This is a genomic window from Haloplanus rubicundus, assembly GCF_003342675.1.
Lineage (GTDB): Archaea > Halobacteriota > Halobacteria > Halobacteriales > Haloferacaceae > Haloplanus > Haloplanus rubicundus.
In genome coordinates, this window is sequence record NZ_CP031148.1 from 751,947 (window position 1) to 770,860 (window position 18,914).

At 69.7% G+C, this 18,914-nt stretch carries 19 protein-coding genes and 1 tRNA gene; 11 read left to right on the top strand and 9 right to left on the bottom strand.

Features of this window, described 5'->3' with window-relative positions:
* The first annotated feature begins 22 nt into the window (after positions 1–22).
* Both DU484_RS19910 and DU484_RS19400 read left to right on the top strand, forming a co-directional pair.
* Positions 23–2,257 (top strand): hypothetical protein, encoded by a 2,235-nt coding sequence (locus tag DU484_RS19910; RefSeq protein WP_187347763.1) that lies wholly within the window; start codon positions 23–25, stop codon positions 2,255–2,257.
* Positions 2,258–2,348: 91 nt separating this feature from the next.
* The gene (locus DU484_RS19400; protein ID WP_157969253.1) at positions 2,349–2,489 is read left to right on the top strand and encodes a hypothetical protein; all 141 of its coding nucleotides are present in this window, start codon (positions 2,349–2,351) and stop codon (positions 2,487–2,489) included.
* An 18-nt stretch (positions 2,490–2,507) separates the two neighbouring features.
* Here DU484_RS19400 and purQ read toward each other — a convergent pair whose 3' ends face one another.
* From purQ to DU484_RS04725, 3 genes are read right to left on the bottom strand one after another with little or no spacing between them, the layout of a single operon-like run.
* Entirely contained in the window at positions 2,508–3,206 is a 699-nt protein-coding gene (gene purQ / locus DU484_RS04715) for a phosphoribosylformylglycinamidine synthase I (RefSeq protein WP_114585017.1), read from the bottom strand.
* On the bottom strand, positions 3,203–3,454 hold the full coding sequence (purS, locus tag DU484_RS04720) for a phosphoribosylformylglycinamidine synthase subunit PurS (RefSeq protein ID WP_114585018.1): 252 nt from the start codon (positions 3,452–3,454) through the stop codon (positions 3,203–3,205). Before purS ends, purQ begins: the two co-directional genes overlap by 4 nt.
* Positions 3,455–3,500: 46 nt before the next feature.
* On the bottom strand, positions 3,501–4,511 hold the full coding sequence (locus tag DU484_RS04725; RefSeq protein WP_114605238.1) for a phosphoribosylaminoimidazolesuccinocarboxamide synthase: 1,011 nt from the start codon (positions 4,509–4,511) through the stop codon (positions 3,501–3,503).
* Positions 4,512–4,719: 208 nt separating this feature from the next.
* Here DU484_RS04725 and pepF point away from each other — a divergent pair, with 208 nt between their 5' ends.
* The 4 genes from pepF (at position 4,720) to DU484_RS04745 (ending at position 8,579) form a co-directional block, all read left to right on the top strand.
* Positions 4,720–6,510: an oligoendopeptidase F gene (gene pepF, locus DU484_RS04730; protein WP_114585020.1), complete on the top strand. Its 1,791-nt coding sequence runs from the start codon at positions 4,720–4,722 to the stop codon at positions 6,508–6,510.
* Between the two features lie 70 nt (positions 6,511–6,580).
* Positions 6,581–6,772, top strand: a complete 192-nt coding sequence (locus DU484_RS04735; protein ID WP_114605239.1) for a DUF1328 domain-containing protein — start codon at positions 6,581–6,583, stop codon at positions 6,770–6,772.
* Between the two features lie 144 nt (positions 6,773–6,916).
* Positions 6,917–8,146, top strand: a complete 1,230-nt coding sequence (gene pan2 / locus DU484_RS04740; RefSeq protein WP_114605240.1) for a proteasome-activating nucleotidase Pan2 — start codon at positions 6,917–6,919, stop codon at positions 8,144–8,146.
* 49 nt (positions 8,147–8,195) lie between these two features.
* Positions 8,196–8,579: a DUF5811 family protein gene (locus DU484_RS04745; protein WP_114605241.1), complete on the top strand. Its 384-nt coding sequence runs from the start codon at positions 8,196–8,198 to the stop codon at positions 8,577–8,579.
* On the opposite strand, the gene DU484_RS04750 is transcribed toward DU484_RS04745, so the two are convergent.
* Together DU484_RS04750 and infB are read right to left on the bottom strand one after the other, a co-directional pair.
* Complete coding sequence (locus tag DU484_RS04750; RefSeq protein WP_114585024.1) at positions 8,560–8,787, bottom strand: hypothetical protein; 228 nt, start codon at positions 8,785–8,787, stop codon at positions 8,560–8,562. The genes DU484_RS04745 and DU484_RS04750 overlap by 20 nt on opposite strands.
* A 155-nt stretch (positions 8,788–8,942) precedes the next feature.
* Positions 8,943–10,745, bottom strand: coding sequence for a translation initiation factor IF-2 (infB, locus tag DU484_RS04755; RefSeq protein ID WP_114585030.1), 1,803 nt, complete (start codon positions 10,743–10,745; stop codon positions 8,943–8,945).
* Positions 10,746–10,872: 127 nt separating this feature from the next.
* On the opposite strand from infB, the gene DU484_RS04760 reads away from it, so the two are divergent.
* Both DU484_RS04760 and DU484_RS04765 read left to right on the top strand, forming a co-directional pair.
* Complete coding sequence (locus DU484_RS04760; RefSeq protein ID WP_114585031.1) at positions 10,873–11,118, top strand: PRC-barrel domain-containing protein; 246 nt, start codon at positions 10,873–10,875, stop codon at positions 11,116–11,118.
* On the top strand, positions 11,119–11,577 hold the full coding sequence (locus DU484_RS04765; RefSeq protein ID WP_114585032.1) for an NOB1 family endonuclease: 459 nt from the start codon (positions 11,119–11,121) through the stop codon (positions 11,575–11,577).
* 5 nt (positions 11,578–11,582) lie between these two features.
* Here the strand turns inward: DU484_RS04765 and DU484_RS04770 are convergent, their stop codons facing one another.
* Positions 11,583–12,575 carry an LLM class flavin-dependent oxidoreductase gene (locus DU484_RS04770; RefSeq protein WP_114605242.1) on the bottom strand — a complete coding sequence of 331 codons (993 nt, stop codon included), beginning with the start codon at positions 12,573–12,575 and terminating at the stop codon, positions 11,583–11,585.
* A gap of 59 nt (positions 12,576–12,634) precedes the next feature.
* Here DU484_RS04770 and DU484_RS04775 point away from each other — a divergent pair, with 59 nt between their 5' ends.
* On the top strand, positions 12,635–13,669 hold the full coding sequence (locus DU484_RS04775; RefSeq protein ID WP_114605243.1) for a zinc-dependent alcohol dehydrogenase family protein: 1,035 nt from the start codon (positions 12,635–12,637) through the stop codon (positions 13,667–13,669).
* A 46-nt stretch (positions 13,670–13,715) separates the two neighbouring features.
* Positions 13,716–15,521 (top strand): Rieske (2Fe-2S) protein, encoded by a 1,806-nt coding sequence (locus tag DU484_RS04780; protein WP_114605244.1) that lies wholly within the window; start codon positions 13,716–13,718, stop codon positions 15,519–15,521.
* Between the two features lie 31 nt (positions 15,522–15,552).
* On the opposite strand, the gene DU484_RS04785 is transcribed toward DU484_RS04780, so the two are convergent.
* Together DU484_RS04785 and DU484_RS04790 are read right to left on the bottom strand one after the other, a co-directional pair.
* Positions 15,553–17,403 (bottom strand): phosphatase PAP2 family protein, encoded by a 1,851-nt coding sequence (locus tag DU484_RS04785; protein WP_114605245.1) that lies wholly within the window; start codon positions 17,401–17,403, stop codon positions 15,553–15,555.
* Positions 17,400–18,152 carry a SipW-dependent-type signal peptide-containing protein gene (locus DU484_RS04790; protein ID WP_114605246.1) on the bottom strand — a complete coding sequence of 251 codons (753 nt, stop codon included), beginning with the start codon at positions 18,150–18,152 and terminating at the stop codon, positions 17,400–17,402. The genes DU484_RS04785 and DU484_RS04790 overlap by 4 nt, the downstream gene beginning before the upstream one ends.
* Positions 18,153–18,287: 135 nt before the next feature.
* Between DU484_RS04790 and DU484_RS04795 the strand changes: the two genes are divergently transcribed.
* On the top strand, positions 18,288–18,788 hold the full coding sequence (locus DU484_RS04795; protein ID WP_114585038.1) for an OsmC family protein: 501 nt from the start codon (positions 18,288–18,290) through the stop codon (positions 18,786–18,788).
* Positions 18,789–18,801: 13 nt separating this feature from the next.
* On the opposite strand, the gene DU484_RS04800 is transcribed toward DU484_RS04795, so the two are convergent.
* Positions 18,802–18,886, bottom strand: a tRNA-Ser gene (locus DU484_RS04800).
* Positions 18,887–18,914: the final 28 nt, after the last annotated feature.

Sequence of the window (18,914 nt, forward strand, 5' to 3'; positions counted from 1 at the left end):
TCGATCCGTCCGGGTGAGTTCGATGTCCGAACCTGACGACGCCCGCCTCCGCCGTCGGTCGCTCCTCGGCGCCCTCGCCGGGACGGGCACCGCGGCACTCGCCGGTTGTCCCGCCGGTGGCGGCGACGCCACGCCCACGTCGACCGGCGACGACGACCCCGGGACGGACGCCCCACCCACCGAGACGCCCGACGCCGACCGCGCTCGGGAACTGGCCGAGCGCTTCGCCCCGGCGCTCACCTACGACGCCGCGGAACGGTGGTTCCCGACGGACCCGCGCCAGTACACGTCCGAACGCGACGGCGAGACGGTCGTCGACGGCTTCGCCGCCTTCGACGGCTACACCGCCACGTTCGAGGAGTCGGGCGAGCCGCCCGCGCCGACGGTGTTCTACAACGTCGTCGAGTACGCCGAGTCGCCGCTGGCGGTCGTCCAGTTCTGGTACTACTCGGCGTTCGATCAGTTCACCACCAACTTCCACTGGCACGACTGGGAGGTGTTACACGTCTTCGTCGATACCGACTCCGGCGACCCCCAACTCCTCGTCGCGAGTTCCCACTCGCCGCGCGTGCCGAACAACGAGTTCCTCGACCCGGACCCCGACCGGGTGCCCCGTATCCTCTCCGAACTCGGGTCGCACTCCAGCGCCCTGTCGCTGAACGACCGCCTCAACAGCTTCCAGCGCCTCCCGCTGGAGGACCTGCCCGCCGACATCACGAACCGTGCAGTGGGCGTCATCGAGGCGCTCGCCGAACTCCCGGCGGCCTACGGCCTTCCCCGGGACGAGGGACTGCGCCTCCCCTACGTCGTCCCCGAACTCGACGGCGCACCCATCTACGAACACGACGATCTCTCGGCCGTCACCCGCGAGTCGCTCGTCCCCGAGGCGCTGACGGTCCGGTCGTTCGACGACCTCTCCGAACCGCCTTCGGACCTCCCGGCCCGGGAGACGGGGGTCGTCTTCGGTCACGACGGCCGGTCGGCCGTCGACGCCGACGTGACCTACGACCTCGTCCCGACGAGCGAAGTCGAGAACATCGCCGAGTTCACCGGTCCGCAGTTGAATTTCGAGTTCGCAGTCCCCGAGTTCGCGGAGAACGCCATCGCGAGCCACATCACCACGGCGGGCACGCCGTGGGATCAGGAACGGTACGCCGACCCCGCCGCCGACATCACCGAGCCGGCCCACCGCGCGGCGCTCGCCGACCAGTACGACGCCATCGACCCACCCGGCCCGATCAACGACGTGATCGCCACGGTCAGTCAGGTGACCCAGTCGCCGGACGCACCTGACGGCGAGGGGGTCACGACGGCGGAGACGGCCGTCGAGGCCATCGCCCTCCTTCGGAGCGACCCCGTCGCCGCACCGACGTTCCGCGGCGTGTCGATGTTCCGCGGCGTCGAATCCGGTTCGCACCGCCTGACGGTCAACGCCCCCGGGCTCGCCCCGCACGACGAACCGGTCGAGGTGGGTAACGGTGGCTCGGGGACCGACGCCACCGCCACCGCCACCGCCACCGCCACCGCCACCGCGACGCCGACCGACGGGTCCGCCTCCCGAACGACGACCCTCGCCGGTGTCGACGGTGACATCCCCCTCGTCGCCAACGAGGCCGCCACCAAACTCGAAGTCGACGCCGACGGGGCCGAGGCGGAACTGACCGAAGTCGCCGTCGACGACGACTTCGGCGGCCGCGTGTACTGGGCGCCGCTCGACGGTCCCGACGCCGTCTACGTCCATCGCGACGGCGCGTACACGGCCGAGGTGCGGGACGTCGACGACGCCATCGGCGCCTTCCGGGTCAATCCGTCGGACACCGCTCCGGTCCGTATCGACCGCCCGCGCACGGGCAAGGCGTCGCTCGCCTCCTTCGTCGCCTCGATCACGAACGAGACGGCGGATCAGCTCGCCGCCATCGGAAGCGACGGGGACGAGGAGGACGACGACGGGAACGCGTCCGCCCCCACGGACGCCCGGCCCGGCGCCACGGGCAAGACCAACGTCCTCGGCGGCCTGCTCCGGGCGATGGAGGCGGTCAGCGGCGCCGCGGAGCGCGCGGCCGAACGAGCCGATCGAGGCGACCGACAGGGCACCGACCGGGCGCTCGAAGCGCTCGCCGCCAACCTCCAGCGCGCAGTCGAGCGGTTCGACGGCCTCCGTGACACGCTCCCGGAGCGGGCGGCAGCGTCGGCCGACCGCCGGTTCCGACAGGCACAGCGCCGCACCAACCAGGCCATCGCCTCGGAGAAACTGTAGGCAGGCTCCCCCTGCCGCCGCCTACGCACTCGTTACCCGCGGGTATGGCACATATACACTCGATAGTGGCGGGCCTCTCATCGAGATGCGGATGACACACATCGACGTTCACGGGACAGCCGACCTGAACTGCACGGCCGTCGTCCACCGGGACGGCTGGTACGAAATCCGGGAGAACGGTAACGCCGACGGCTGGATACGCACCGGGTCACCGGTGCCGGTGCTGTTGTAGCGGCGCGGTCGGCGCCGATCAGGCCTCGGCTTCGGCCAGCGCCGCCTCGAACCCGCGGAGCAGGCCGGCGCCGTCCGTCCCGTCGAGGTCCGGGAGCGTCGCCCGCTCGGGATGGGGCATCATCACGGCGACCGTCTCCCGGTCGCCGAGGACGCCCGCCACGTTGCCGCGGGAGCCGTTGGGGTTCGCGTCGTCCGTCACCTGTCCCTGCGCGTCGCAGTAGCGCAGGAGGACGCGGTCCTCACTCACGAGGCGGTCGTACGTCTCGTCGTTCGCCTCGAAGCGCCCCTCGCCGTGGGCGATGGGGAGGGCGAGCACGTCGCCCTCGTCGTACGCGCGGGTCCACGGCGTGTCGGCGTTCTCGACCCGGACGTGGACGCGCTCACACTGGAAGCGCGCGCTCTCGTTGATCGTGAAGGCGCCCGGGGTCAGCCCCGCTTCACAGCCGATCTGGGCGCCGTTGCAGACGCCGAGGACGGGCACGCCGTCGGCGGCGGCCTCGCGCACCGCCTCGATGATCGGGGTGCGCGCCGCCATCACGCCCGCACGGAGGTAGTCGCCGTAGGAGAAGCCGCCGGGGAGCATCACGCCCGTGGCGTCGGCGGGCAGGCCGTCCTCGTACCAGACGCGTTCGGCGTCGATGCCGAGGTGGGAGAGCGCACGCACCGAATCGCGGTCGCAGTTACTCCCGCCGAACTGGATCACCGCAACCGTCATCGCTCCGTGACCTCGACCTCGTAGTCGTGGATGGTCGGGTTCGCGAGCAGTCGCTCCGCCATCTCGTCGACGCGCTCCTCGGCCGCCGCCGCCGACTCGGCGTCGAGGTCGAGTTCGAACCGGTCGGCCGACCGGAGATCCTCGAGTTCGAACCCGAGTCGTTCGAGCGCGCGCTGGGTCGTCTCCGCCTCCGGATCGAGGACGCCCCGCTTGAGTCGCACCGTGACCGTCGCGGTGTATGCCGTCATCGGTCGACTCTGCGCGGCCGCGAGCAAAAGCCGTTTTGGAGTCGCCCTACAGGTCGCGGACGGCGTCGACGGCCGCGCCGATGCTCGGCGCGTCGAACCACGCCTCGCCCGTGTAGGCGTTCGCCCCCGCGGCGTACATGTCGGCGACGGCGTCGATGACGGCCGCCGGGAGGGGGTTCGGGTCGACGGTACAGAGCGGCCGCCAGTCGGCCACGCCCCGCCGGTCGGCCTCGGCTTTCGCCTCGCTCACCGCCTCGACCCACTCGGGGTGGGCGCGCTTGTAGAACTGCCGCACCACCTCCTTGGACACCTCCTGCCCACCGTAGGCGAAGCGGTTCTCGTCGAACGTCCCCACCACGTCCGCCACGCGAACCTCGCCGTCGACGTAGCAACACTCGATCTTGCCGTCCTCGTGGACGAAGCCCGTCTCCTCCGCTCGTTCCGTGACCACGCGGTTCACTTCGCGGGCCACGTCCGCGAGTTCGTCGAGGGCGGCGGCGCCAGCGATCCGATCGGCCTCGTCCCGGTCGAGATAGCGGTCCTGCTCCTCGTACTTCGTCGAGAACTCGACGACCGGGTCCGGCAGGTCGATCGGGTCGTCCGGCCACGAATCGTGGTCGAGACCGTAGTCGCGCGGTTCGCCCCGCGTCCGGAGGCTCGACCCCACCGGCACCGTGTTCCGGAAGACGATTTCGAGCGGGATCAGGTAGTTCGACCCCGCCACGCCGTGGTAGGCGTCGTAGTCGTACCCGTCCTCGTAGGGCAGGTCCGGCACCTGCACGAGGTCGATGGCGAGTTCGCGCGGCGCCTCGCTCGTCTCGCCTAAGGGGACGGCGTCCGGGCCGACCCCGCGGTAGTGGGTGGGGACGCCCTCGCGTTCGAGCAGTTCGAAGTTGAACGCGCCCATCGTACAGAGACTGCGGCCCTTCTCCGGAATCTCGTCGGGCATCGGTCCCCAGTCGAAGACGGAGTAGTCGTCGGTGAAGGCGAAGCGCCCCGTTCCGGTCGCCGTCGCCGTGGGTTCGCGCTCGACGCGGAACTCCTTGACGCTGGTCATAGTGGGTGACGCGGCGGCCGCCGGCAAAAGCGATTCGACCCTGTTCCGGTGTTCAGATGCGCCTGTGAACCTGGGACCAGCTCGAACACGCGAACGGGTTCGCCGCCGACGGGGGCGTTCGAGGTGTCTCTACTCCACTCGCGCTACTCCGAACAGTCTCTCGCCGAGAGTACGAACCCTTACGGCCACCCCACCCCAACGCCCGTCGATGAGTTCGGTTCCCGAACGGAGCGACATCGACGCCGAGGACAAGTGGGCACTCGAGAGCATCTTCGCGAGCGACGAGGACTGGGAGGACGCGTTCGAGGACGTCCGCGACCGGATCGACGACCTCGACGCCTACGAGGGGCGGGTGACGGAGAGTCCGGAGACCCTGCTCGAACTCCTCGAACTGCGCGAGGAGCTCATGCGGGACGTGTCGGTCGTGTCGACGTACGCCAACCTGCGGAGCAGCGAGGACACACGCGAGCAGGCGTATCAGGCCATGTCGGCGCGGGCGGAGTCGATGGCGGCCGACGCCCGGAGCGCCGCGAGCTACGTCGAACCCGAACTGCAGGAACTCGACGAGTCGGAGCTGACGGCGTTCGTCGACGCCGAACCCGCCCTCGCCGAGTACGAACACTACTTCGACGACGTGCTCAGGGGGAAACCCCACACCCGATCGAAGGAGGTAGAGGAACTCCTCGCGGACCTCTCGGACGTGACCGACGCCGCGAGCGAGGTGTACAACATGCTCTCGAACGCGGACATGGAGTTCCCGACGGTCGAAGATCCCGATGGCGAGGCGGTCGAAATCTCGCTGGGGAACTTCACGAAACTCCAGAAACACCCGAACCGCGAGTTCCGGCGCGAGGTCCACGAGGCCTTCTACGACCGCTGGGCGGACGTGCGAAACAGCGTGGGCACGTCGCTGAAAAAGAGCGTGACAGCGGACGTGAAACTCGCCCGCGCCCGCAACTACGAGACGGCCCGCGAGGCGGCGCTCGACGGCCCGAACGTCCCCGTCGAGGTGTACGACACGCTGGTCGAGACGGTGGAGGACAACCTCGACTACCTCCACCGCCACGCCGACCTGAAAGCGCAGGCGCTCGGCGTCGACGACCTGCGGATGTGGGACCTCTACGCCTCGATGGCGACGGGCGAACAGCCGGAGATCGGCTACGAGCAGGCGGTCGAGCACGTCGTCGAGGCGGTCGAACCGCTCGGCGAGGCGTATCAGGAGCGGATGGCCGAGGGGCTGGACTCCCGGTGGGTCGACGTCTACGAGAACCGCGGCAAGCGCTCCGGCGCGTTCTCGGCGGGCACCTACGACACCCAGCCGTTCATCCTGATGAACTACCAGGACGACGTGGCGTCGATGTTCACGCTGGCCCACGAACTCGGGCATTCGATGCACTCGGAGCTGACCAACGAGGCCCAGCCGTGGCAGTACAGCAGCTACGACATCTTCGTCGCGGAGGTGGCGAGCACGGTCAACGAGACGCTGCTGACTCATCATCTGCTCGAGACGGTGGAGGACGAGGCGTTCCGCCGGCACGTCCTCGACGAGTATCTGGAGCGCTTCCGCTCGACGCTGTTCCGACAGACGATGTTCGCGGATTTCGAGCAGCGGATTCACGACGTCGTCGAGGACGGCGGCGCGCTCACGCCGGACCGCTTCGACGAACTCTACGGTGACCTGAAAGCGCGATACTACGAGCCCGCCGTCGTCGACGACCGGATCGCCCGCGAGTGGATGCGGATCCCCCACTTCTACTACGGCTACTACGTCTACCAGTACAGCACTGGCATCAGCGCAGCGACGGCCATCGTCGAACGCATCCGTGAGGAGGGCGAGTCGGCGGCTGTGGACTACCGCGAGGCACTCAGAATGGGTGGAAGCGAGTATCCCCTCGACGTACTGCGGACGGCGGGCGTCGACATGCGGACGGCCGACCCCATCGAGGACGCCCTCGCCGTGTACGGAACGTATCTGGACGAGATGGCGGCGCTGATCTGAGGCCGCGGTCGTCCGGTCGCCCCGGAGTAACGGCCGCATAACTACGCCGCTGGGGGTCGTCGTCGCGGCCATGATCGATCCCGTCGTCACCCCGCTCCAGTTGTTCTCCGGGGAGTTTCTGGAGTACGCCATCGTCTTTTTCGTGCTCGCACTCCTCGCGACGCTCGTCGGGGCTCGCGGCGTCGCCGGGATCAGCATGGAGATTGCCCGCATCTTCGTCTTGCTCTTTCTCGTCTTGGCTATCGTCTCCATCGTCCTGTGACGACGGCCGTCACGACGCGTCGACGTGCGTCGAATCGGCACGCGGCGTACGGACGGTCGCCCGCCCACCGAACGTCTCGACCCCGTCGACGCGGCGGTCGGCGACCCAAAGGCACATTTACGCCCGCATCTTAGCACGGACAGAATGTCACGGAGTCCGTCGCTTCCGGACCGTCCGCGCCTCGATCTCGACCCCGAGATGTCGGAGGCGGAGCGTCTCGACGCCATCCGCCAGCATTACGAGCGCATGGTCCGCGTCAACGAAGAACTCGCGGAACGGCTCGACGAGACCGACGAGCGCCGGGAGGAACTCATGGAGGAAGTCGACCACCTCAAACGGCGTAACGAGGTCTTGAAAACGTCCTCGCTCTACATCGCCACCGTCGAGGAAGTCACCGACGAGGGGACGATCATCAAACAACACGGCAACAACCAGGAAGTGTTGACCGAGCCGTCGCCCCGCATCCGCAAGGAGCTCGCGGCGGGCGACCGCGTCGCCGTCAACGACTCCTTCGGCGTCCAGACGGTGCTCGACGACGAGACCGACTCCCGGGCACAGGCCATGGAGGTCGAGGAGTCGCCGTCGGTCACCTACGACGACATCGGCGGCATCGACGAGCAGGTGCGCGAGGTGCGCGAGGCCGTCGAGGACCCGCTCCTGACGCCGGAACTGTTCGAGGAGGTCGGCGTCGACCCGCCCGCGGGCGTCCTCCTCCACGGCCCGCCGGGGACGGGGAAGACGATGCTCGCCAAAGCGGTCGCCAACGAGACGGACGCCACCTTCATCAAGATGGCCGGCTCGGAGTTGGTGCGAAAGTTCATCGGCGAGGGGTCGCGGCTGGTGCGCGACCTGTTCGAACTCGCCGCGGAACGCCAGCCGGCGGTCATCTTCATCGACGAAATCGACGCCGTCGCCGCCAAGCGGACGGACTCGAAGACGTCCGGCGACGCCGAGGTCCAGCGGACGATGATGCAACTCCTCTCGGAGATGGACGGGTTCGACGACCGGGGCGAGATCCGCATCATGGCCGCGACCAACCGCTTCGACATGCTGGACGAGGCGATCCTTCGCCCCGGCCGGTTCGACCGCCTCATCGAGGTGCCCAAGCCCGACGACGAGGGCCGGGCACAGATCCTCCGCATCCACACCCGCGACATGAACGTCGACGACGACGTGGACTACGTGGCACTGGCGGCGGACCTCGACGACTACAGCGGCGCCGACCTCGCCTCGCTGGCGACGGAGGCGGGGATGTTCGCCATCCGCGACGACCGCACCGAGGTCCGGATGGCGGACTTCCGAGACGCCAAGGCGAAAATCGAGGACACTGAGGACTCCGGTCCGGTGATGGCATTCACCGACTACCAATATTAGGACGTCCGACGGCTTTTTACCCACGCTCCGCGTACCGATAGCGACTCGGATGAACGGAAACACGCCGTACGGAGGCGCACCCGGAGTAGTCGACGCCGGAAAAGTGTCGACCGACGTCGAACTCACCCAGAACCAACGGCAGTCGCTCCAGCGAGCCGTCGCGGGGATCGTCTCGCAGACGCGCTCGTACCTCCCCGACAGCTACACCGTCGGGTCGGAACTCTCCTACGGATCGAACGGGCCGACGGCGACCGTCGCGGTCCGACCGCCGGCCGGCCACCCGGTCAGTGCGGGGTTCACCCCCAATCTCGACGACCTCGAAGCGGGGATCGGGGACGACGAACGGGACGAGGTGGCGCGGGGCTTGGCCGCGAGCGCCGCCCTCCAAGTGATGGACGCCGTCGGCGACGGGATCACGCCGACCGCTCGGTGACGGTCGGCGCCGCCGCGGTGATCGCGTAGACGAACAGCAGCGCCGAGGGGAGGCTCCCGGCGCCGATGCCGATGGGATCCGGAACGGGCGTGAGCCGGGACACCACCCCGCCGAGAAGCAAGGGAATCGGCAGCAGCGCCAACAGCAGATCGTAGCGGGACATCGTCGGCAGGCCGATACCGTCGCTACGGGTCGATCGGACACTCACCTCGTTCCTTACTCGTTCATTTTCGGACTAAAAAGTTTCTTCGAGCGTACCAAACTCGTCTCGGGAACGTCTCACGATCGTCGAAGGGACCGCCGTGAATAATATGAGACGGTTACAGAAGGTCGTGAGGTGGGTCCCCAAGGTAGGAGTGTGGCTTATTTCCCCCAGAACGGGTCCCGCCGCCGGTGGTTGTCGAGAAAGCCCTGCAGCGCCTCCAGTTCGTCGGCGGGGATCTCGTCGGTGAGTTCCTGTTCCAGAATCTTGGCGTGCTTTTCGGGCAAGTCCACCCAGAGCTCGTCGCCCTCGTCGATCTGTCGGCCGACGGTGGGACCGTCGATGGCGACGCTGACGCGTTCGCCGGCGCGGGCCTCGGAGACGTCGTCGCCCTGCTTCTGGATGCCGCTGAGTTGGCCGACGCGTTCGAACTCGTTGCCGTCGAACCGGCCGACGTAGGCGTTGTTCTTCAGGGTGCCCGAGAGCACCTCGACGCCGACGACGGCGGGGTTGTTCTGCCGGAAGACGTGATCGGGGAGAATCTGGAAGCGCGCGGGACGGACGATCTTGTCGAGCACCGTCTCCTGCTGGGCGCGCTGTCGTTCCGCGACGAACTCCTCGTAGTCCTCGACGAGTTGGTAGATCACGTCGTCGCGGAACAGGCGCACGTCGCTCTCCTCTAGCTCCCGCTGGGCGTTTTTCAGCACGTCGACGTTGAATCCGAGGATCACCTGATGGTCGGCCTCGCCAGCGGTGCTGGCGACGGCCACGTCCCGCGGGGCCACGTCGCCGACTTCGGCGCGGAGGATCGGCACTTCGGCCTCCACGAGTGCGTTGGCCATCGCCTCCAGACTGCCGAGCGTGTCGGCCTTGACGACGACGCCTTCCTCCTCGGTATCGACCTCGATTTCGGCGAGTTCGGACTCCACGTCGGCGACGACGGCGTCTCGGTTGCGGCCGCGGATCACCCGGACCGGCGCGCCGGCCATGGCGTCTTCGAGGTCGGGGGCGGCGATTTTTACCCCGGCTGCGGCGGCGACGGCGTCGACGCGGTCGAACCGTTTTTCCGTTCTGATCTCCGCCAGCGGCTTGGGCTGGAGGAGCGCGCGCACCTCCGTCACGATGGGTTCGTGCATCCCGCCGACGACGATTTCGTCGCCCTCGCGGATCGTCCCGTCGTAGACGACCACGTCGAGGGTGGTGCCGAAGCCCTTCTCCTCTTTGACCTCCAGCACCGTCCCGGCGCCCGGTCCCTCGACGTCGATGGCCATCTGGTCTTTCATGTACCGCTGGGAGAGGCCCATGAGGACGGTCAGGAGGTCGGGGACCCCCTCACCCGTCATCGCGGAGACGGGGACGACGCCGACGTTGGCCTGGAAGTCCTGGACGCGCCAGTAGAGGTCGGCGGAGAATCCGGCGTCAGAGAGCTGGCCGATGATCTCGTAGAGGTTCTCGTCGAGGCGGGAGCGCGCGCGGTCGCTCTGGGCCTCGTAGGTGACCTGAATGGGCTCCCCTTCTTGGGGATTCCAGCCGGGCGTGGTGTCGATCTTGTTGGCGGCGACGATGAAGGGCGTCCCCGTTCGTTTGAGGATGTCGATGGCTTCCTCGGTCTGGGGCTGGAAGCCGTCGTTCACGTCGACGACGAGGACGGCAATGTCGGCGAGAGCGCCGCCACGGGAGCGGAGCGTCGAGAACGAGTGGTGGCCGGGCGTATCGATAAAGAGCAGCCCCGGCAGGTCGAAGTCGTCGGGGTCGACGAGGCTGCCGGCGATGCTCGAGATGGTGTCGAGGGGGACGGCGGTCGCGCCGATGTGTTGGGTGATGGCGCCGGCCTCGCCCTCGCTGACCGCCGACCCGCGGACCTTATCGAGCAAGCTGGTCTTCCCGTGGTCGACGTGCCCCAACACGGCGACGATGGGGGTGCGAAGCGTATCCGGTCGGTCGCGTGTGTCCGAATCTGACATAGTGTCCCCCGGCAGAAGGTTCCTTGTGGGAGATGAGCCGTGGACCGAAGTTAAGTCTTTCAACATGCGGCGGCCGACCGGCCGCGACCCCGTGGCGTTTAAGGTCATCCCCGCGAATGTCACGTCCATGTCCGACGTACTCGCCGAAAACCTCTCCGGAAAGGCCGTCATGGGATCGGACGGGACCGAACTCGGCATGCTGTACAACATCACGATGAACCTGAAGACCGGGTCGCTGAACGACCTGCTCGTCTCCCCCAACGAGGAGTTCCCGGCGGCCGACTCCGGGTTCGACATGGACGACCAGGGTCGGCTCCACGTCCCCGTCTCCCACGTGCAGGCCGTGAAAGACTACATCGTTATCGACCGGTAGATGCACGTCCTCGACTCTTCTGCGTTCATTCACGAGTACCACACGTCCGACGAGATGGCCTCCGTCCCCGCCGTGGAGGAGGAACTCGAAGGCGAGAGCGCCTTCCGCTTCGACGCGATGGAGGGGGCCGGTATGCACATCCACATCCCCGCCGACAACACGGTCGAGACCATCGAGCGCGCGGCCGTCGAGACGGGTGACGGCGAGGAACTCTCCGACACCGACGTGCGCCTGGTCGCCGCCGCGTTCGAACTCGACGGGACGCTCGTCACCGACGACTACGCGATGCAGAACGTCGCGGAGCACCTGGGCGTCGTCGTCGAGGCCATCGCGCGCGACGGCATCACCGAACAGCGCGACTGGCGCTTCCAGTGTCAGGGTTGTGGCCGTGAGTTCGACGACCACCGCGACCGCTGTCCCATCTGCGGGAGCGATCTGTCGCGGAAGAACCCCGCGTGAGACGCTCAGGGCGGCGTCTCACGCCGTCCTGGCGCCAGCGCCTCGACGGTTCGGTCGACCGTCTCGGCGTCCACGCCGTCCGGCACGACCACGATGGGGTGATCCACCGTCTCCAGCGACGCCACCCGCTCGAACCGCTCCAGCGCCGTCTCTGGCGTCCCCGCGACGCCGAGGGCGTCGACCATCTCGCCGGTGACCGCCTCGCGCGCCGCGTCGCGCTCCCCCTCTCCCCACGCCTCGGCGATGCGCTCCGCTTCGTCGGGAAACGCCGACGCGACGGCGCGGCGATACCCCTCGCCGCTCCCGACGTAGTAGGCGAGGTGGCCGCGGATCGCCGCCCGCGCCTCGCTCGGGTCGTCCGCGACGGCCGCGGGAACGTAGGGTGCGACGGTGATCGCGTCCGGATCGCGCCCGGCCTCGCGGGCCGTCTTCGCCACCGTCTCGAAGGCGTCCGCCAGTTCCGGGAAGGGAACGTTGTGGGGGAGCCACCCGTCGGCGACCCGCCCCGTCGCGCGCCGGGCGGCGGGGCCGAGCGCCGCGGTGTAGACGGGCACGTCGGCGTCCAGCGTGGGGAAGTCGGCGACCGAGACAGTCTCGCCGTCGTAGTCGACGCGCCCCTCGCCCGCGGTGAAGGCGGCGATCAGCTCCGCCGTCTCGTGGAGGCGCCGGACGGGGCGGTCGTAGTCGCACCCGTGGAGGTCCTCGATGGCTTTGGGCGTACTCGGGCCGATACCGAGACGGACGCCGCCCGGAGCGACCTCCGTGAGCGTCGCCGCCGCGGCCGCGAGCGTCGCCGCGGAGCGGGAGAAGATATTGACGATGGCCGTGCCGAGGTCGATCCGGTCGACGGCGTCGGCGACGGCGGTGAGCGTGACGAACGCGTCCCGTCCCCAGAGTTCGCCGGTCCAGCAGGCGTCGTACCCGAGGTCTTCACACCGGACGGCGAACCGTCGGGTGGCTTCGACCCCACGGCGTGGTAACACGACTCCACGTGACATGTCGGTCAGTGCACCCGGCGGCGGCATAACCCTTTGTCCCTCGGCGCCCGTGACCCCCTATGCGCGCCGCCACCTTCCACGGCCCCGGCGACATCCGCATCGAGGACCGACCGCGCCCGGAGATCGAGGCGCCGACCGACGCCGTCGTCCGCGTCACCCACACCGCCGTCTGTGGCTCCGACCTCTGGTTCTACCGCGGCGAGAGCGACCGAGAGGTCGGCAGTCCCGTCGGCCACGAACCCATGGGCGTCGTCGAGGACGTCGGCGACGACGTGCGCTCGGTCGAGCCCGGCGACCGGGTGCTCGCCCCCTTCCGCATCAGCTGTGGGTCCTGCGAGTTCTGTCGGAAGGGCCTGCACACCTCCTGTGTGAACGGCGACGGATGGGGCGGGGACAACGGCGGCGGGCAGGGCGAGTACGTCCGCGCGCCTCACGCCGACGGCACGCTCGTCCGGGTGCCGGAGCGCCACGCCGACGACGAGGGCACCCTGCGCGCGCTCCTGCCGCTGACGGACGTGATGGGGACGGGGCACCACGCGGCCGTCAGCGCGGGCGTCGAGGCCGGATCGACCTGCGTCGTCGTCGGCGACGGCGCGGTCGGCCTGTGTGCCGTCCTCGCCGCCCGGCGACTGGGCGCCGAACGGATTGTCGCCGTCGGCCACCACGAGGACCGCCTCGCCGTCGCCGAGGAGTTCGGTGCGACGGAGACGGTCGCCGCCCGCGGCGACGACGCCATCGAGCGGGTGCGGGAGTTGACGTACGGCGGCGCGAACCACGTCGTCGAGTGCGTGGGTGCGTCGTCGTCGATGAACGCCGCCGTCGCGATGGCCCGCCCCGGCGGCACCGTCGGCTACGTCGGCGTCCCCCACGGCGTCGACGACCTAGACCTCTACGGGATGTTCGGCGACAACGTGGCCCTGCGGGGCGGCGTCGCCCCCGTCCGCGCGTACGCCGAGGACCTGATGGCCGACGTGCTCGGCGGCACCCTCGACCCCTCGCCGATCTTCACCCACACCGTCGACCTGGACGGCGTCCCCGAGGGCTACCGGCTGATGGACGACCGCGAGGCGATCAAGGTGCTGGTGAAGCCCTGAACGACCCCGAGACACGCTTATTCCCCTCGGCGTGCTATTAATTCTCATGCCCAGCTTCGAACGCGTGGCGGCCGCCGCCGAGGCCCGCGAGGCGAGTCCGCAGGTCGTCACCGGCGGCGGCCGGACGATCGGCCTGTTCTATCACGAGGGATCGTTCTACGCCGTCGACAACCGCTGTCCGCACATGGGTTTCCCGCTCAGCGACGGCTCCGTCGAGGATGGGATCCTCACCTGCCCGTGGCACCACGCCCGGTTCGAACTCTCCTGTGGCGACACGCTCGACCCGTTCGCCGACGACGTGACGACCTTCCCCGTCGAGGTGCGCGAGGGTGAGGTGTACGTCGACCCCGATCCCGAACGGGAGGTCGATCCGGCGACCCACTGGCAGGAGCGTCTCGAACACGGCCTGCGGGAGTCGCTCCCCCTCGTGATCGACAAGGCGGTGATCGGCCTGGACGACGCCGGCGTCGATCCTGCCGTGTCGCTCCGGATCGGCACGGCGTTCGGGACCGAGTACCGGCAGGACGGGTGGGGGAGCGGCCTGACGACCCTCGCCGCGATGGCGAATCTCCTCCCCGACTTACGGCCCGTGGACCGGCGCCGGGCGCTCGCCGTCGGCCTCGGCGCCGTCGCCGACGACTGCGCGGGCGAACCTCCCTTCTTCGTGCAGGACCCGCTCTCGACCGACCGTGTTTCGGCCGAGCGCCTCACGGAGTGGTTCCGCGACACGATCGAGGTGCGCGACGCCGACGGGGCCGAGCGGGTGGTGCGCGCGGCGGTCGAGGCGGCTTCGACGCCTCACGAAGCCAGCGAGGGACGCCGTCCCTCGGGCAACCGGTCGACGACCGGTGACGGTGCAACCGGCGAAGCCGGCCTCGACGAGTCGGCGCTCGCCACGATGTTCGTCGCCGCCGCCACCGACCACCGCTACCTCGACTCCGGCCATCAGCTGGACTTCGTGAACAAGGCGTTCGAACTGCTGGACCGGATCGGGTGGGAGCACGCCGACGCCGTCCTCCCCAGCCTCGTCCCCGGCCTCGCCGACGCGAGTCGGGCGGAGGAGCGCTCGTCGTGGCGCCAGCCGGTCGACGTGGCCGCGCTGGTCGAGGACGCGGCCGCCGACCTCCCCGACCTCCTCGCGCGCGGTGCGGGGGAGACGTGGACCGAACCCGAGGGCTTCGTCGACCGACTCCTCGGCGACGACCCGCACGCCATCGTCGACGCGCTAACCGACGCCGTCGCGGCCGGCGCGACTGGCGAGGATCTGGCGAGCGCCGTCGCGGACGCCGCCGCTCGCCGGGTCGCGGGGTTCGGCACCGCCAACGAGTTTCGCGACTGGAACACGGTGCATCACACCTACACCTACGCCAACGCGGTCTGTGGGCTGGCGGGGCGGACGGACGACCCCGCACTCTACCGCGCCGTCCTCGACGGCGCCGTGAGCGTCTACCTCGACCGTTTTCTCAACACGCCACCCATCCCGCTCCCCGACCCCGACGGCGACGCCGACCCCGACGCCGCCCTCGACGACCTGCTGGAGACGTTCGAGGTGGAGGCCGACGAGACGGTCGGTCGCGCCGGTCGGCATACGGCCGAATATCTCGCGAGCGGCGGCGACCCCGCCCGCCTGAAGCGGGCGCTCGGCGAGGTGCTCCTGCGCGAGGACGCCGGCTTCCACCCGCGACAGAACGTCGAGGCGGCGTTCGCGCGGTACGACGCGGGACGCGGCCGCGTCCACCCCGTCGCCACCGCGCGCTACCTCGCGGCCCACACCCCGACGCGCCGCGAGGGCGAACAGACCTTCCGGATCGCCGAACGGCTCAATCGGGGCGAGGCGATCCACGAGGCCTGACACGGGCTCGGACGAGGCGGTCGACGACCCACTACCGCGCCGGGTCGTCCACGTCGACCGAACTCGACTCGTTGTCGGGGGTCGTGATCCGGTCGGGCGTGATCAGGATGCCGTCCTGGGCGTGGTTCGGCGCCGCCCCCTCGGCGGTGCCCGGGTAGGCGTCGAAGAAGGGTTCGAGGCGGTAGCCGTCGAACGGCAGGTCGGTCGCCCGGAGGTGGTCCTGCAGGTAGCGGACGGCCACCTGTTCGCCGAGCAGGAGTCCCTCGACCCCGTCGGATCGGTAGTGGATGCCGGCCCAGTTGCGCCCGAGGGCGACGTTCGTCGCGAGTTTGTTGAGTTCGTCGTCGACGGTGATCGTCGCCGACCGCGCCTCGGCGATGGACTCGGCCGTCGCGCCCAGTGCCGTCGACACCTCGGTCACGGACGCCAGCCGCGTCGACTGGACCGTCGTCGTCCCGCCGCCGGCCATCGTCCCCTCGACGGTGCCGTCGCCGACGGGGACGACCAGTTCGTCGGTCGGGATCGGGTGTCGCCCGTCGAACATCGCCTTCAGGACCGTCACGGTCGCCCCCGCGACGACGCTGTGGCCCGCGGGGTAGGAGGGGTGGGTGGGCGACCCCTCGGTGTAGGCCTGCGGGAGGAGCGCGGTGCCGTGGGCGTCGACGACCCGGTCGGGCGCCGCCGACTCGCGGAGGGTGGCGGGCAGGTCGAACGGCCCCCCCGCGCCCCGGCGTTCGGCCTCCACTCGCCCGGCGTACTCCTCCGGCCGGAGGCGACGGTGGACGAGCCACTTCCGGTACCAGGCGGCGGTCTGGGCGAGGTCGAAGACGCTCACGACCGATTCGAGGACGTCGTGGACGCCGAAGTTGATGACCGGCGCGGCGGTCCGGATGCCGGTCGTCCCGGCCGTTTCGCTCCCCGACCCGCCCTGCCGGTACGGAATCCGTCGGTCGAGGGGGACGCCCATCCCCAGCAACACCTCGGCGGCGTCGCGGCTGGCGAGATAGGGCACCTGCCGGCGGACCTTGTTCGCCAGGTCGCGGCCGGTGACGATGTGCCGTGTCACCGTCGCGTCGGGGTCGGCGCCCGCGTCGACCAGCGTCGGCGGCGGGTTCGTCCGGGCGACGGGGACGCCACGCTGGACGCGGAGCCACGTCCCCCAGTCGGTGAGGTAGTCCGGGCCGACCCCGACCACGTCGGCGTCGCCGGTGCCGGCGGCCGCCTCGGCGGCGAGGACGCGAATCCGCTGACTCTGTGGAATCGCCCCCCGGGGCACGTCCTTCCAGAGCAACTGCGAGACGTGCGGGCCGGTCCGGGTGCCGGGGAGGAGGCCCCGGAAGACCCCCGCGGCGTCGAGCGACCCGCTCTGCGGGTCCGTCGCCCCGCCGGGGCCGGCGTAGCCCGCCGCGGCCTCGAGGTCGGCGACGGCGTCGGCGATAGCGCCGTCGTCGCCGTACGCCCCGAACGGGACGTCCCGACAGAGCGCACGGCAGTAGAGTTCGACCAGTTCCGAACCCATCTCGGGCGAGGCGAACGAGGGTGGCGGCGCCATGTGGATCGCCCACGGGTCGGCGCCCATCCCTTCGAAGCCGTAGGCGGCGTGCGGGTCGGCGAGCGTTCGCCCTTCCGGTTGCTCGTCGAGTTCGACGGCGTTGTACGCCTCGACGGTGCCCGCGTCGAGGGCGTCGACGAGGCTCGCGTACGCCGACGCGGTCGGCACGCCGTCGTCCCGATGCACGAGGGCCTTCCCGTAGTCGGTGATCGGATCGCCGCCGGCGTCGCCCTCGTCGACGCGGTACGTCGACTGGAGGAGTTGCTGTCGCGCCGCCCGTTCCCGGCGGAGGAAGGCCGCCTGCAGGCGACGGCGGGCGTCGTCGTTCATCCGCCATCCCCCTGCACGCCGTAGATCCCGAGGTCGAACGCGAAGGCGTCGCTCGCGATGCTGGAGTCGACCCACGTCGGCACCGTCCACTCGACGCGGAGGTGGTGGGTGCGTCCGCCGGCGAACGTCCCGAGGGGAGCATCGTCGACGAGGCAGTCGTAGACGCTCGCCGCCCCGGTGCCGTCGAGGGGGAGGCCCCGGCCGAGCCCCCCGAGGCCGAGGAGCGACGACAGCGATCCGGTGTAGGCGCCCGTGGTCGCCCCGCCCGCCTCGGGCGACGCCGGATCAGTCGGGTCGAGATACGACACCGCCGCCGTCGTCAGTTCGTCGAGTTCGCCCTCCGCGTCGTCGTCGCCGGCTTCGGCCTCGGACTGGCCGCGTTCCTCGTCGGCCCGTTCGCGGCCGACGAGGGACAGATAGCCGGGCAGGCCGTCGATCCGGAGGGCGAGCGTGAGCCGGCCGGTGTCGCCGGGTTTCAGGTCCGTGAGGTCACAGAGCGGCGCCGCCGCGTCGCCCCGCGGCGTCGGCCACCCATCGCTCGTCGTCACGCGCGTCGTCGCCGTCTCGACGACCTTGTGCCACGCGACTTCGAGGTCGAGTTCGCCGGCAGTGAGGCGGTTCCCGTCGAACGATTCGGCGTCGCTGAAGAAGGCGTCGGTGCCGACGCCGACGCCCGCGGAGACGGCACCCGTCGCGGCGAGGGCGCTCAGCGCCCGCCGTCGCGTCAGCGCGATTCCGCCGCCGTCCATCGTCGATCCACTCGGGAAGCGACTACTTCGTTAATCACACCATACACCGACCGAATCGACCGTTAACTCGGGTTCAGGGTCGTCGATACGAGGTCGTGGGGAACCCTTTTTGAGTCCGTCCGTCCATGAGAAGGTATGACAGACAGCGACCTCCGCGAGGCGCAACGGCCCCTGAAAGAGGCGTACGAAGCCGACCCCGAGGCGGCACGGGTGACGCTCACCGCGACGGGCGACACCGTGGACGCGACGTCGTGTAGCGTCGAGGTGGGGGAGGCGGTGTACGAGGCGGAGTTACACGAGGGTGCGGGCGGGTCGGGCACTGCCGCCTGCTCCGGTGACCTCCTGCTCGGCGCGCTGGCGGCCTGCTCACAGCTGACCGCGCAGGCGGTCATCGAGAACTTCGGTGTCGACGCCGACGCCGCAGTGCGGGTGGAGGGTGATCTGGATCTCCGGGGGACGATGGGCGTCGCGGACGTGCCCGTCGGCTTCCAGGACATTCGCCTCGACGTGACGCTTTCCGGGGATCTGGACCCGGAGACGGCGGCGTCGATCCGGGACGCGACCGAGCGGTTCTGCGTGGTGTATCGGACGCTCGTCGAGTCGCCGGACGTCGCTACCGAGTGGACTTTCGAGTAGTGGCGAAGAGAAGCGCCGAGGGTGAGATTTGAACTCACGAGTCCTGACGGACAGTTGCTCTCGAAGCAACCGCCTTGGCCGGGCTAGGCTACCTCGGCTCACCAGAAGTTGGGAGAGCGGGCGTTT